This is a genomic window from Deltaproteobacteria bacterium, assembly GCA_020848745.1.
GTDB lineage: Bacteria > Desulfobacterota > Binatia > UTPRO1 > UTPRO1 > UTPRO1.
In genome coordinates this window covers 19,963-31,849 of record JADLHM010000121.1, presented here as the reverse complement: position 1 = coordinate 31,849, position 11,887 = coordinate 19,963, and the positions used below count along the sequence as shown (strand labels likewise).

The 11,887-nt window shown below is 68.3% G+C and carries 10 protein-coding genes; 5 read left to right on the top strand and 5 right to left on the bottom strand.

What is annotated here, in order from left to right; translation table 11 throughout:
* The first annotated feature begins 309 nt into the window (after nucleotides 1-309).
* The 3 genes from IT293_18355 to IT293_18345 all read left to right on the top strand — a co-directional run bounded on the left by IT293_18355 (nucleotide 310) and on the right by IT293_18345 (nucleotide 4,091).
* The gene (locus tag IT293_18355; protein ID MCC6766625.1) at nucleotides 310-861 is read left to right on the top strand and encodes a class I SAM-dependent methyltransferase; all 552 of its coding nucleotides are present in this window, start codon (nucleotides 310-312) and stop codon (nucleotides 859-861) included.
* A gap of 94 nt (nucleotides 862-955) precedes the next feature.
* A complete protein-coding gene (locus IT293_18350) occupies nucleotides 956-1,489 on the top strand; it encodes a hypothetical protein (GenBank protein MCC6766624.1) in 534 nt (177 codons plus the stop codon).
* 67 nt (nucleotides 1,490-1,556) lie between these two features.
* Nucleotides 1,557-4,091: a hypothetical protein gene (locus IT293_18345; protein ID MCC6766623.1), complete on the top strand. Its 2,535-nt coding sequence runs from the start codon at nucleotides 1,557-1,559 to the stop codon at nucleotides 4,089-4,091.
* 150 nt (nucleotides 4,092-4,241) lie between these two features.
* Here IT293_18345 and IT293_18340 read toward each other — a convergent pair whose 3' ends face one another.
* From IT293_18340 to IT293_18330, 3 genes are read right to left on the bottom strand one after another with little or no spacing between them, the layout of a single operon-like run.
* Nucleotides 4,242-4,976, bottom strand: coding sequence for an SCO family protein (locus IT293_18340; GenBank protein ID MCC6766622.1), 735 nt, complete (start codon nucleotides 4,974-4,976; stop codon nucleotides 4,242-4,244).
* Between the two features lie 56 nt (nucleotides 4,977-5,032).
* Entirely contained in the window at nucleotides 5,033-6,499 is a 1,467-nt protein-coding gene (locus IT293_18335; protein ID MCC6766621.1) for a cbb3-type cytochrome c oxidase subunit I, read from the bottom strand.
* Nucleotides 6,500-6,514: 15 nt separating this feature from the next.
* On the bottom strand, nucleotides 6,515-7,216 hold the full coding sequence (locus IT293_18330) for a hypothetical protein (GenBank protein MCC6766620.1): 702 nt from the start codon (nucleotides 7,214-7,216) through the stop codon (nucleotides 6,515-6,517).
* Between the two features lie 425 nt (nucleotides 7,217-7,641).
* Here IT293_18330 and IT293_18325 point away from each other — a divergent pair, with 425 nt between their 5' ends.
* Nucleotides 7,642-8,055, top strand: coding sequence for a hypothetical protein (locus IT293_18325; protein ID MCC6766619.1), 414 nt, complete (start codon nucleotides 7,642-7,644; stop codon nucleotides 8,053-8,055).
* A gap of 89 nt (nucleotides 8,056-8,144) precedes the next feature.
* Here the strand turns inward: IT293_18325 and IT293_18320 are convergent, their stop codons facing one another.
* On the bottom strand, nucleotides 8,145-9,323 hold the full coding sequence (locus IT293_18320; GenBank protein ID MCC6766618.1) for a cytochrome P450: 1,179 nt from the start codon (nucleotides 9,321-9,323) through the stop codon (nucleotides 8,145-8,147).
* Nucleotides 9,320-9,763: a hemerythrin domain-containing protein gene (locus tag IT293_18315; GenBank protein ID MCC6766617.1), complete on the bottom strand. Its 444-nt coding sequence runs from the start codon at nucleotides 9,761-9,763 to the stop codon at nucleotides 9,320-9,322. The genes IT293_18320 and IT293_18315 overlap by 4 nt, the downstream gene beginning before the upstream one ends.
* Before the next feature lie 923 nt (nucleotides 9,764-10,686).
* On the opposite strand from IT293_18315, the gene IT293_18310 reads away from it, so the two are divergent.
* Nucleotides 10,687-11,883: a TolC family protein gene (locus IT293_18310; protein ID MCC6766616.1), complete on the top strand. Its 1,197-nt coding sequence runs from the start codon at nucleotides 10,687-10,689 to the stop codon at nucleotides 11,881-11,883.
* Nucleotides 11,884-11,887 lie beyond the last annotated feature (4 nt).

Genomic DNA, 11,887 nt, shown 5'->3' with positions numbered 1-11,887 from the left:
TCGGTTTCGAGCGAGAACCGTGAGCCGCCGCGAGCGCAAGGAGCGCGACCCGACCGCGTATCTGTGCGATACGCCGAGGGTCGCGCGACGCCGTCGATCGCGGATGGATCGCGATTCGCAGCCGAAAGCGATCCGTGGCGCAGACTCCTAGGCTGCGAGCGAGGGAACGCAGGGCCCTCCGAGCTCTCGGCGCGGAGGATTTCTCGCCTTCGCCGAATCGCTTCGCGGTCGAGATCTCGCAACGTCGGTCCAGCACGACGTCCGTAGCGTGTTTCCGGCGTTCGGCCGCTCGCGTATCCTGGAACGGTCGTGACGTCTCTCCTCGACCGCGCCACGCTCCGCCGGAGCTACGAACGCAGCGCCGAGACGTACGACGTCCGGTTCCGCGACGTCCAGCGGGAGAAGTTCGCCGTCATGCTCGCCGGCGGCGTCCCGCTCGGTCGCGCGCCGTGGCTGGATCTCGGCTGCGGCACGGGCCTTCTCGCGGCCTATCTCGCGGAGCGCGGCCACGACCCGCACGCCCTCGTCGGCCTCGACTTCTCTCGTGCCATGCTCGCACGCGCGCGGGCGCGCGGCCTCGCCGCGGCAGAGGGCGAGATCGACGTGCTGCCCTTTCGCGACGCCGCCTTCGGCGCCGTCCTCGCGTTCACCTCGCTTCGCATCGTTTCCGACCCGGAGAGCGAGCGCCGGACGCTCGCGGAGATCGGGCGCGTGCTCGCCCCGGGCGGCGTCTTCGTCCTCACGGTGCTGCGGGCGAGTCACGACTCGAGCCTCGCCGCCGCGCTCCAGGCCGCGGGCTTCCAGTTCGGGCCCGCGTGCGGCTGTGGCCAGGACGTCGGCTACCGCTGCGTGCGGGCGTGACGCACGCTACTTGACGCGTGACGTCATGGCGCACGTTCTCCTTGACATCTTCGTCTGTCCTGGGTGTATGACCGCCCTCTACGGAGGATCTTCCATGGATGCAGGCGACATGCGCCTCGATCGGCGTGACTTCTTTCGTACGCTCGCCGCCGCCGGTGTGGCTGCGAGCGCGCTCGGACTGGCGCCGGCAGCAGCCGAGGCCGCCGGTTGTCCCAAGCTCCCGAAGGCGAAGAAGTCGAAGGACGTCGTCCCGGTGCGGATCGAATCGGAGGTCGGCGACCTGATCGACGGCGCGATGGATCTCCGAACCGTCGCGGTGACGCCGAAAGGAGTCCAGCCGGTGATGCTCTCCGTCGAGCTCCTGCTCGACACCTTCGCGCTCGGAAAGGACGTCCGCGAGCTCACCGGCAAGATGGAGCAGCTCGCCCTCGTCAATCAAGAGCTGCACCGTCCGCCGACCTGCCTCCTCACGTGGGGGACCGGCGGCGCCTTCAAGTGCATCCTCGAGGAGTCCGGAACGGGCTTCACCCTCTTCCTCGACGACGGAACCCCCTGCCGCTCGGTGATGCGCACGCGCTTCCAGATCCTGCCGGACGAGTGCGCGCCCTTCGGAACGGGGACACCGTAGCGGGAGCGAACCCGGCGCGGCTCCGGAAGCCCGGCGTCGCGACGCCCGCTACAGGACGAGGACGACCTTGCCCGTCACCCGCCGCGCCGCGAGCGAAGCGAGCGCGACGGCGACGCGCGGGATGGAGACAGGTCGCGAAGATGCGCGGCGCGGGCACCCCGGCGGCGCACCAGCCCATGAGTTCGCGGGCGTTCGCCTGGTGGCCGCCGGCTCGCGCATCGCGCTCCTCCTCTTGATGACCGCGCCGCCCGTCTGGTCGGCCTCGGGAACGCTCGATACGAGCTTCGGGCCCGATCACACCGGCAAGGTCACGACCCTCGTGCCCGGGCAGGGCACCGCTGACGCGCTGCTCGTCCAGGCAAACGACAAGATCGTGCTCGGCGGCACCAACAACACCAACTCGATCCTCGTCCGGTACGACGACGACGGCACGCTCGACGACGGGTTCGGCGACGGCGGAGTGCTCGGCGCCGCTTTGTTCTCGGCGCCCGCAGGCTCGGTGCGCGCGCTGCTCGAGCTCGGGGACCACGAGATCCTGGGCGCCGCCGGCGCGAACAGCTTCGTGCTCGCGCGCTTCGCCGCTGACGGCGGCAGCTTCGACCAGGGCGCGGCATCGTCCGCCACCACGTTTCGCGCCTTCGGCCTCGCTCCCCTACCGGGTCAGAAGACGCTGCTCGTCGGCGAAGGCGGCGTCGCCGGCGACAAGTGCACCCTCGCGCGCTTCGCCAGCAACCTGGCGCTCGACACGACGTTCGGTCCGGGACCAACGCCGACCGGCGTGGTCGTGACGAGCCTCGGCAGTTGTCGCGGCCTCGTTCGCAACGGCGACGGCACGCTCGTCGTTCCCGTGAACGGCGACGGAACGCAGGCCGGATTCGGAATCGCGCGTTTCACCGCCGGCGGCGTGCTCGACTCCGAGTTCGGAACGAACGGCGTGACGCTCGCCGTGCAGAACGGCTGCACGACCGCGACCGGGATCGCCCGCCAGCCGAGCGGCGCGTACATCGTGGTCGGTCGAACGGGCTCCGGGTCGTGCCCGTTGGCGCCGCTCGCGCTCGTCGCCGCGCGCTTCACGGACGACGGCGCGCTCGACCAGACGTTCGGCCTCCACGACAGCGGCTTCCAGGTGGTCGGCGATCCGAACGGGGAGCTCGCGTTCACCGCGAGCGCGGTCGTCGTCGATCCGCAAGGTAACGTCATCGTCGGCGGGACGGTCGCGGGACCCGAAGACATCGACCCCGGCATCGGTCCGTCGGCGTTCTTCTTGATTCGCTACACCGTCGACGGCGAGTTCGATCTCAGCTTCGGCAACGTCGTGCCGGGCCTCGTCCTCACGGGCTTCGGAAGCGGCACGAGCGCCGAGCTGAACGCGCTGGCGCTCCAGCCCGACGGCAAGCTCGTCGCTGCCGGGCGGGTCTGCATGACTGGACAGTGCTCGTTCGCGCTCACCCGGTATCTGATGAGCGCGCCGGTACCGGTCGCGACCGCGACCGCGACGGGGGGCGTCGGCGTGACAGCGACGCCGACGCGCACGCCGACGCCGACCGCCGCGCGCACGCCGGCACCGGAAGCGGGCTCGTGCACCGACTGCATCGACAACGATTTCGACGGCGCGATCGACCGGGACGACTCCGACTGCGTCGCGCCGGCGAACGGCGGCGGTGACGGTCTCGCCGGCGACCCCGGAACGGCCGCATTCAAGTGCCAGAAGGCGCTCGGCAAGAGCGCCGCCAAGCTCGCGCTCGGACGTGTGGCCGCCCTCGGCGGTTGCCTCCTGAAGGCGTTCACCTGCGCGCAGAAGGGCGGCGATGCCGGCTGTCTCGGCAAGGCCGCCGCGGCGTGCGGCAAGGTCGAGGCCGCGCGGCAGAGCGCGGTCGCGAAGCTCACGGCCGACGTCGCGAAGCTCTGCGGCGATCCGCCGGTTGCGAGCGGCGATCTCCGGCTCGCCACGGGTCTCGGGTTCGCCGCCGAGGAAGCGGGCTGCGCGCAATTCGGCGTGGCCTCGCTCGCCGACGCGGCCGCGGTCGCGGCGTGCATCGCGAAGCGCCATGCATGCAACGCCGACGCGCTGGTCGGCGCCGAGATCCCGCGCGCCCGCCAGTTACTGGCGCTCGCCGGCCATGATCCCGACGTCGAAGCCCCGTGTCTCCCATCCGGCGGCGCGGGCGGCGCCGGCACCGACGTGAAGGCGGTGCTGAAGTGTCAGAAGGCGTTCGCCAAGAGCAGCGCCGCCTACGCGGCCGCGCGACTCAAGGCCGGGCAGAAATGCGTGGACGGCGTGTCCGCGTGCGTGCATCTGAAGGGCAACGAGGGCGGATGTCGCTCCAAGGCCGACGCGAGCTGTCTCAAGCTCGCCGGCAAGGTCGAGGCCGGGGCGACGAAGTCGCGTGGCGTGATCGCGAAGGCGTGCTCGACGCTCGGGCTCGCGGACCTGATCGACCCGGCCGGCATGGGCTTCGGGTTGCGAGCGCCGGAATGCGTCGGCGGAAGCGAATCCGTGGACGCCCTTGCGAGCTGCATCGTCGGCCAGCACGCGTGCCGGGTCGATCAACTGCTGCTCGGGCAGGCCCCGCGCGGCGTGGAGTTCGGCGCGGTGCCGTGACGGACGCGCGGAGCGGCCGTCCGCGATCGCCGAGGGGACGACGGGAACGGTCTCTTGCCGCTGGCAGCGCGCCAGCGGGCGGTCCGTCCACGAAGGAGCGTTACTGGAAGGGTCCGAGGCGAGACCGGAGGCCGGGCAGCGCCGGCGCCGTCACGGCGCGGTCTCGCGCCCGCGCCGAAACACCAGCGCGGCGATCGTCACCGCGGCGCCGCCCGGCAGGAAGAGGATCAGCACCCCCCAATCCATGCGTACGTCCTGCGTCGCGCCGCTCACCCGGAGACAGCGGAACAACGTCCGCTCGCCGGGGCGTGCGTAGAACGGGATGAATCGCCCGTGAAGCTCTGCCGCCACCTCGCGGAACCGCGACCTCGCCACCGTGGAGCCCAGCAGCACGCGAACGATCTTTCCGCGCCGGACAGCGGCCACGAGCGTCGGGTGGTCGTACTGATCGGTGGCGGCCTGGCGTCTGTACCAGAACCCGATGGCGCCCGCGATTCGGTCGGTATCAGCGGGCGTCGCCATACCGAACATCCAGCGGCCGTCATCGGGGATCCCGAGGGCTCTGGCATAGTCCACCAGGCTGTCGACCGTATCGGCTGGCTCGAAGCTGAGCGTCACGATCCGGTAGTCGTCCCCAAGCCCGCCCACGTCGTTGACCACCGATCTGAGCGAGGACAGGAACAGCCCGCAGCTGCCGGCGCAGCGCCGGTAGAACATCGTGATCAGCAGGGGCCGGTCGCTCCACAGGGTCGACAGGCGGACCCGCCGGTTGCCCGACAGCACCACCTCGACATCCGGCACATCGCGATAGAGCGGGCGCTGCTCCTCACGGAGAATCTCACTCGCTCCGGATGACACGTCGGGAGGCGGGCCGCCGTACGCCACGATGGGAGCCGCCAGTGTCGCGGCGCCGATCAGGGCGCCGACCCGGAGCGCCCGTATCAGGTCACCACCTCTTCCGTGACGACCGGATGTCGCGGCTGCTCGAGCTCACCGCGATACGCGCGGACCCAGCGCGTTCCGATCTCGACGATGTACGACACCAGGCCAGCCAGGAACACCCCGACGAAGGCGAGTGCGATCGCCGAATACACCGCTCCGAACGACAGCTCTGACGGGTAGAGGGCGAAGCGCCGCGGGACCGACCTGGCGCCGGCCAGGTAGAGCATCGCGAGAAACCCCCACCCGCCGATGAGCAGCAGACCGATCGTCATCCGCTGCCGCGGGAGGTTCTCAGGGATCCCGCCGTGCTCCTGGCAGTAGTGGTAGAAGTACCCGCAGACCATCAGCACGAGGCCTTCGATCATGTAGCTGTGGAAGTGCGCCGGCACCCACAGCGTGTTGTGGAACTTCGTGTTGACGGCGATGGTCGAGTCGATGACCGCACCGACGCCGCCGATGGCCCACCCGAGCAGGCCCAGGAACAGCAGGGAGAACCCGAGGTTCCACCGGACCGGCGCGCGATAGACGATCATCATCGCCCCGAACAGCGTGACCACCGCCGATGGGATCGCACTCGCATAGGAGGCGATCTGCCCGAGGTACGCGAACGGCAGGGGCTGGACGAAGTCCATGTAGAGGTGGTGGAAATACGCGAGGATCACGATCGCGAGGACGCAGTTCCAGGCGATCGCCACTACCTTGCTCGCCGGCCACGGCCGCGACGTGTAGATCGGGAACACGTCGTACACCACGGCCAGGGCGAGGTAGAGGCTCAGGTTCACGAGCAGGTGCCCGAAGAGAAACGTCAGGTTCTTCATGATCAGGGCATCGTTGGTCGCGCCCGTCAGCAGTTCGACGTAGAAAAGCACCAGCACGACGACCCCGGAGAGCAGGCAGGCCACGCCGGCAATCAGGCTGACCGTGCTGATCAAGACGGCCGGGGGCACATTCGGCGTGACCTCTCCCCGGATGTAGTGCCAGCCGAGCGCCTGCCCGATCGTGTACTTCGCCGCGATCGCCCGCAGCAGATCCAGCACCCAGACCAACCAGGTCGCGCCGAGGACCGTGAGCGACAGCAGGAACGTGACCGTCGCCCACGTCGGCCAGGTACCCTTGAGCGGCAACGGATACAGAAAGTACCACCCGGCGGCGAACCGGCCGATCAACACGCTGGCCAGCAGAAGCGCCACGCCGGCGACCGTACCGAGAATGGCGAACCGGCCGATCCGCTCGCTGGGCTCGGTGTATTTGGCGAGCACGCGCGAGGCGCATGCGAGCGCCGCCACCCACCACAGACCGACCATCCCGACGCCATGCAGCGTCATCGTCGGATAGAACCACGCCTGCGTCGATGCCAGCGTATCGGCCTGCACCGCCCGCATGAACGCGCCGAGGACGGCGAGGACCGGAAACAGCACCAGCGTCAGCGCGATCCACGTGAGGGTGTTTCTTTTCGCGAGATCCATGTGCCTGTCCCCGCTCTACTTGACGATGAGCGCCGTGCGCATCATGTGGTGCGCCACACCGCAATACTCGAGGCACAGGACATTGTAATGCCCGGGCTCCTCGAACCTGACCTGCAGACGGTTGACGTAGCCGGGCATCGCCTGCGTCTGAGCGAGCACGCCGCCTGCCATATCGTAGATGCCGAACCCGTGCGTGGCGTCGAGGCTGGTGACGCGGAATTCGACGAGCGAGCCCAGAGGAACCTCCAACGAGGCGAGGGCCGGCACCCGCCTGGCATCCTCGTCGCTGGTGATCGGTTCCGAACTGTACGTGAAGGAGAACTGCCGGGCGGCGACGTAGATCAGCCGATCCGGCACGTCGTCGCTGCGCGGGTACGGGGTAAACGGGAGCGTCGCGCCGAGCGTCCCGACGATGACGAGCGTCGCGACGGCGAACAGCCTCGCCCTCAGCGCGCAGGCTGCCTCCGTGTCGATATGCGGAACCGGATCCGCGGTGCTGGCGGCGACGTGCCAGAAGACGACGATGATGGCGGCCGTGATCCCCAGAAACAGGAGGAACGCCACGAACTGGACACTGCCGAGCCAGCCCGTGAGGGAGGCCGACGGCGAGGCCGCCGTGCCGGCGGCCTGGGCGCCTGCGGCCGCGGCCCGACTTGCCGTCGCGATGTACGCGAGGAGCGATTTCGCTTCGGCCTCGCTCACTCCCAGGTTGGGCATCGGCACCCGGTTGTACTGCTCGAACAGGGCCATCGCGGCCGGGTCCTTGTCGGCGAGCATCTCGTCCGGCGCCATGATCCAGCGCATCAGCCAGCCCTCGTCGTATTTGCTCGCGACATCCCGCAGGTCCGGACCAACCCCGGCGCCGCGACCGATCGTGTGACAGGCCGCACACTTCTGTTGGAAGGCCGTCTCGTCGGCATGAGCCGGCGAGGCGCCCACGATGATTGCAGCCGCGAGCAACAGGCGAAGTCGCATCGTGAAGGCTCCCGCCATCAAAAAAGACTCATTCCCACGGACGATCCTTCATCGGGTAACACGAGCCGCTCGGTGAGACGTATGATGTCCATCATATTGAGATCGCCGGCAATGCGGCATGGTCTGGACCGGCGACTCCGACGAGCTTCCCCGTGACACCCACATCGCTGCACCCGGATCGGCCCGACCGCCCCCCCGCCCGAGAACGGCCACGGCGGGTCGCCGCGGCCATCGCGATCGTGTTTGGCGTCGCAACGATTCGCGCCGGGGGCCTCGTCCTGATCGGCAACGCGCGTGCGGTCGCGGACGCCGGACACTATGTCGGCTTCGTCCTCTGGTTCAATTTCGTCGCGGGCTTCTTTTACGTCCTGGCGGGGGTCTGGCTCTGGCAACGCCGGCGCCGGGCCGCACGCCTCGCGGCCGCCCTCGCGCTCGCGACGCTCCTGGTCTTCCTGGCATTCGGCATCCACATCGCCGCCGGTGGCGCGTGGGAGCGGCGGACGCTGGCGGCCATGACCTTGCGCAGCGTCGTCTGGATCGGCCTGGCCGTCACCGCCAGGCGGCAGACGTACCTCTCGTGACCATCGAGCCGGCTCGGCCCATCCGCCTTCGGCCCGTTTCGCGCGAGGACCTCCCATCATGACGAGAGCGCTCCCCCCGTCGGGCGCGCTCAGTCTCCGACACGAGCGGCCGCCGGCCGCATCTTCAGTGGGAGAACGGAGAATCCACTCGCCGGGTAGACGGCCAGGCGGGGCGTTTTCTCTGGAACGAGGTCGAGTCCCTCCGCGTAGGTCAACAATTCATCCAGGAAGACCCGCAATTCCAGCTTCGCCAGCGGTGCACCCGGACAGACGTGGATGCCCGCGCCCCACAGGAGGTTCTTGCCGTGGTCACGGTCGAGGCGAAACGAGTCCGGGCCGTCGAAGACGCCCTCGTCACGATTGGCCGACAGCCACATGAGCGTGATTCGTTCGCCGGCGGCGATCTTCCGCCCTCCGACTTCCACCGGGCACGTCGTAATTCGCCGATTCGACACCAGCGGACCGACTATGCGCAGGATCTCTTCGATGGCCGGCGGCAGCAGCTTCCGCTCGGCGCGCAATCTCCCCCGCACGTCGGCGTTCTCCGCCAGATAGTGGGCAAGAATGCCGACGGCGGCGGAGATCGTGCCGATCTCACCGACGGTCCAGTTGCGCAGGAGGCTCGCCAGCTCCTCGTTGCTCAGGGGACGCCCCCAGACCTTTTCGTGCATCAGCGCGGCGGTGACGTCGGTTTCCGGCCCGGCACCCGCTTGCAGCCTGGTGTCCACCAAGTCATCGACGAGCGCTTCGAATTCCAATGCGATCTCCGACATCGCCCTGCGGTCTTGGGTGAGCGTGGCCTCCTGGTTCTTGCGAGCCCATCGCAGGATCGGCTCTCGCAATGACGTCGGCCAGCCGAGGAATGCGCACTGCACTTCCACCGCAAATGGCAGAGCGGCGTCCGCCATGAACTCGACTTCACGGCGTGCGCACAGCCCCCGCACGAGTTTCGTGGCAATGCCTCGGCAGACGGGTTCGAATGCGGCCATTCGCTCGTCAGAAAAATACGGCTCGAGGATTCGCCGGTACGCCGTGTGTTCCGGCTGGTCCATGCCGTTCGGCACGGAAAGATGCTGCGAGACGGCGTTGCTGAAGGTCGCCTGATCGAGCACCACGCGCATCACGTCCCCGTGCCGGAACAACGACCACCCCATGAGCTCGCTGTACGCCACCGGATGGCGGCGGCGCATATCGTCATACGCCGCCCGCTGGTCGCGCAGCACTTCCGGAGCTGTGGGGTTCCAATCCGGTCGAGGACTACAGATCATGAAGGCAGCTGCATGCGGGCGAACACGTCGGCGCGTTCCGGCTCCGTCAGCATCCGGTCGATGGCCGGGTACAGAACGCGCTCCTCTTTCACGTTGTGCGCGCCGAGCACGCCGCGAAGCTGCGCCTCCTCGCTCTCGGTTGCGCTCCGACCCTGTCGAAGCTCCAGACCGATCGCGTCGAGCAGGGACCGAATTTGCTTGTGCTCCATGCGCATGACGGCCGTCGGACCGCTGTCGCGCATCCCGGTTCGCTCCTCAAAGGCCGGAAACAGGATCTGTTCTTCCCACGCGATGTGCTGAAGCAACCCGTCGCTGAATTGCCGGAAGTTGGCGGCGGCATCCGGAAGGTTCGAGCCCTTCAAAGCTTGAAACCGGTCGAAAAACTCGTCCAGCCGGTTGTGATCCTGCGCGAAATACTCGGTGATGTTCTCGGCTTTCATAGGCGTTCGTTCTTCTTACCGCATCAAGGGAGCAAGTAAAGCATTCCCCGAGGAGTCAGCGTCCGCACCGCGAGCACGACGAGCATGAGTACTCCCGGCAAGGTAGAAGAAGATCGAATCGCGCCGTGCGCGTTCCTATTCCGCCGAGGTCGGATCGCTCGGCTCCGAAGGGCATTCCACGCGCGCATGGCGCTCGCTGAAGTGGGCGCTAGCAGGTCCGCCCGATGGATGTTAGGGTCGCTCGCCAGTAGGTTCCGTTACGAACTGCCGATGCGGTCTTGCCGAAGGATACCTCTGCTTCTCGCACTGGCATGCCAGGTCGGCTTTGCCGTGGTGCCTCCAACGGGACTTCTCCTTTGCCTGGGCGCCGATGGGCACTTCGATGTCGAGACGCCCCATGCAGGTCGCGCGTGCCACACGCGACCCGGAGAATCGGCAAAGGCCGATTGTCGTGACATCGCGATCTCTCCGTCACAGATCGTCGAGCAGCGAAACGTCCAGTCCTCCGACCTCCGGGCGCCGACGTCGGCGCCTGTCACCCTGTCTCCGCCTCCAGCACCCTCCGGGTTCGCTCAGATTCTTCCCGCCTGCACTTCGCTACGTGTCCCCGACCGCGAAGCGCGCCGCACCGTCGTCCTTCTAGTCTGACCTGGGATTCTCACGTTCGACGCTCTCGGTAGAGGGCGTCGCCGTCGCGGCGTGAACGCCGCTCGCCGGTCACGTGGCCTTCTTCCCACGGAAGAAGCCGCCTCTTGGAGAGAATCTCTATGGCCCATGGGTTCGTCATCAGGTTCGTCGTTTCCGTCACGAGTGCCGGCTCGCCGTTTTCCCATCGGACTCTCGCTGCCGGATTGCTGCTGCTCGTCTCCGCTCGCGGGACCGCGCTCGCGGAGGGCCCTTCGCCACCCGCGCCGCGGGGAGCGGTGACGATCGAGCAAGCGATCGCGGCGGCAATGCGGCGAAACCCCGAGCTCGCCGCGACCCGGGTCGACGTCGGAGTCCGAGCCGCGCGCGCGGTTCAGGCCGGCCTTCGTCCGAATCCCACGCTTGGATTCGAAGCCGAAGATGTCGCCGGCTCGGATCGCCGCGCCGGATGGGAAGCGGGCCAGACGACGCTGAGCGTGTCGCAGGCCCTCGAGCTCGGCGGAAAGCGTCAGAAGCGCCGGCGCACTGCGAATCTGGAGCGAGACGTCGCCTCGTGGGACATCGTGGTGCGGCTCCGAGCCCTGGTTTCCGAAGTCAGAAAGGCTTTCGCCGCGACCCTCATCGCGCAGGATCGGCTCACCCTGAGCGAGAAGCTGATCCGTATCGCGGAAGACTCCGTCCGTAGCGTCGGCGTTACGGTGGACGCCGGCGCGGTCTCGCCGGTCGAGCGCCTCCGTGCGGAAGTCAATTTGAGCCGCGCACGGGCATCGCGGCTTGCCGCTCGGCGCGAGCTCGAGAACGCCCGAAGCATACTCGCCGCCACCTGGGGAGAGCCGTCGCCGCTCTTCGAGCGCGCCGCAGGCGCCCTCTCGCCAGCCGTGAGACCGGCTCCACTCGAGACCCTGTTGCCCAACATCGGGAAGATTCCCGACCTTGCCCGGGCCGACGCCGAGATCGAACAGCGACGAGCCGCCCTCTCGTTGGAGCAATCACGGCGGATTCCGGACCTCTCGCTCGTTGCCGGCGGCCGGCACTACGCCGAGGACGGCGGTGGAGCGCTGGTCTTCGGATTCTCCCTGCCCCTTCCACTCTTCGACCGAAACCAAGGGAACATCCTGGCGGCCGCGCGGGAAGTGGCCCAGGCCCGACTCGCACACGATGCGGTGGCCGTCACGGTGGAAGCGCGGGCTCGACAAGCGTACGTCGCGGTTGAAGCTGCGGCGGAGCAAGCCAGCATCTTCCGCGACGAAACCATTCCGCGAGCGGAGCGTGCCTACGCTGGCGCGAAGGATGGCTACGCCCGCGGCCTCTTCCGCTACCTCGAGGTCCTCGATGCCCAACGGACGCTCTTCGAGCTCCGCGCGGAATACCTCACGGCACTGGCAACCTACTACGACGCCTCCGCGGAGCTCTCGCGGTGGGTCGAACATTCGGACACCAGCCCGGAGCGCGCTCATGGAGACCGACATGACTAGACTG

Bases quoted from the DNA above. Each gene is read 5' to 3' on its own strand.
- IT293_18320 (MCC6766618.1), bottom strand. From the start codon at position 9,323: ATGATCTGTAGTCCTCGACCGGATTGGAACCCCACAGCTCCGGAAGTG.
- IT293_18330 (MCC6766620.1), bottom strand. From the start codon at position 7,216: ATGCCCAACCTGGGAGTGAGCGAGGCCGAAGCGAAATCGCTCCTCGCG.
- IT293_18335 (MCC6766621.1), bottom strand. From the start codon at position 6,499: ATGGATCTCGCGAAAAGAAACACCCTCACGTGGATCGCGCTGACGCTG.
- IT293_18350 (MCC6766624.1), top strand. From the start codon at position 956: ATGGATGCAGGCGACATGCGCCTCGATCGGCGTGACTTCTTTCGTACG.
- IT293_18315 (MCC6766617.1), bottom strand. From the start codon at position 9,763: ATGAAAGCCGAGAACATCACCGAGTATTTCGCGCAGGATCACAACCGG.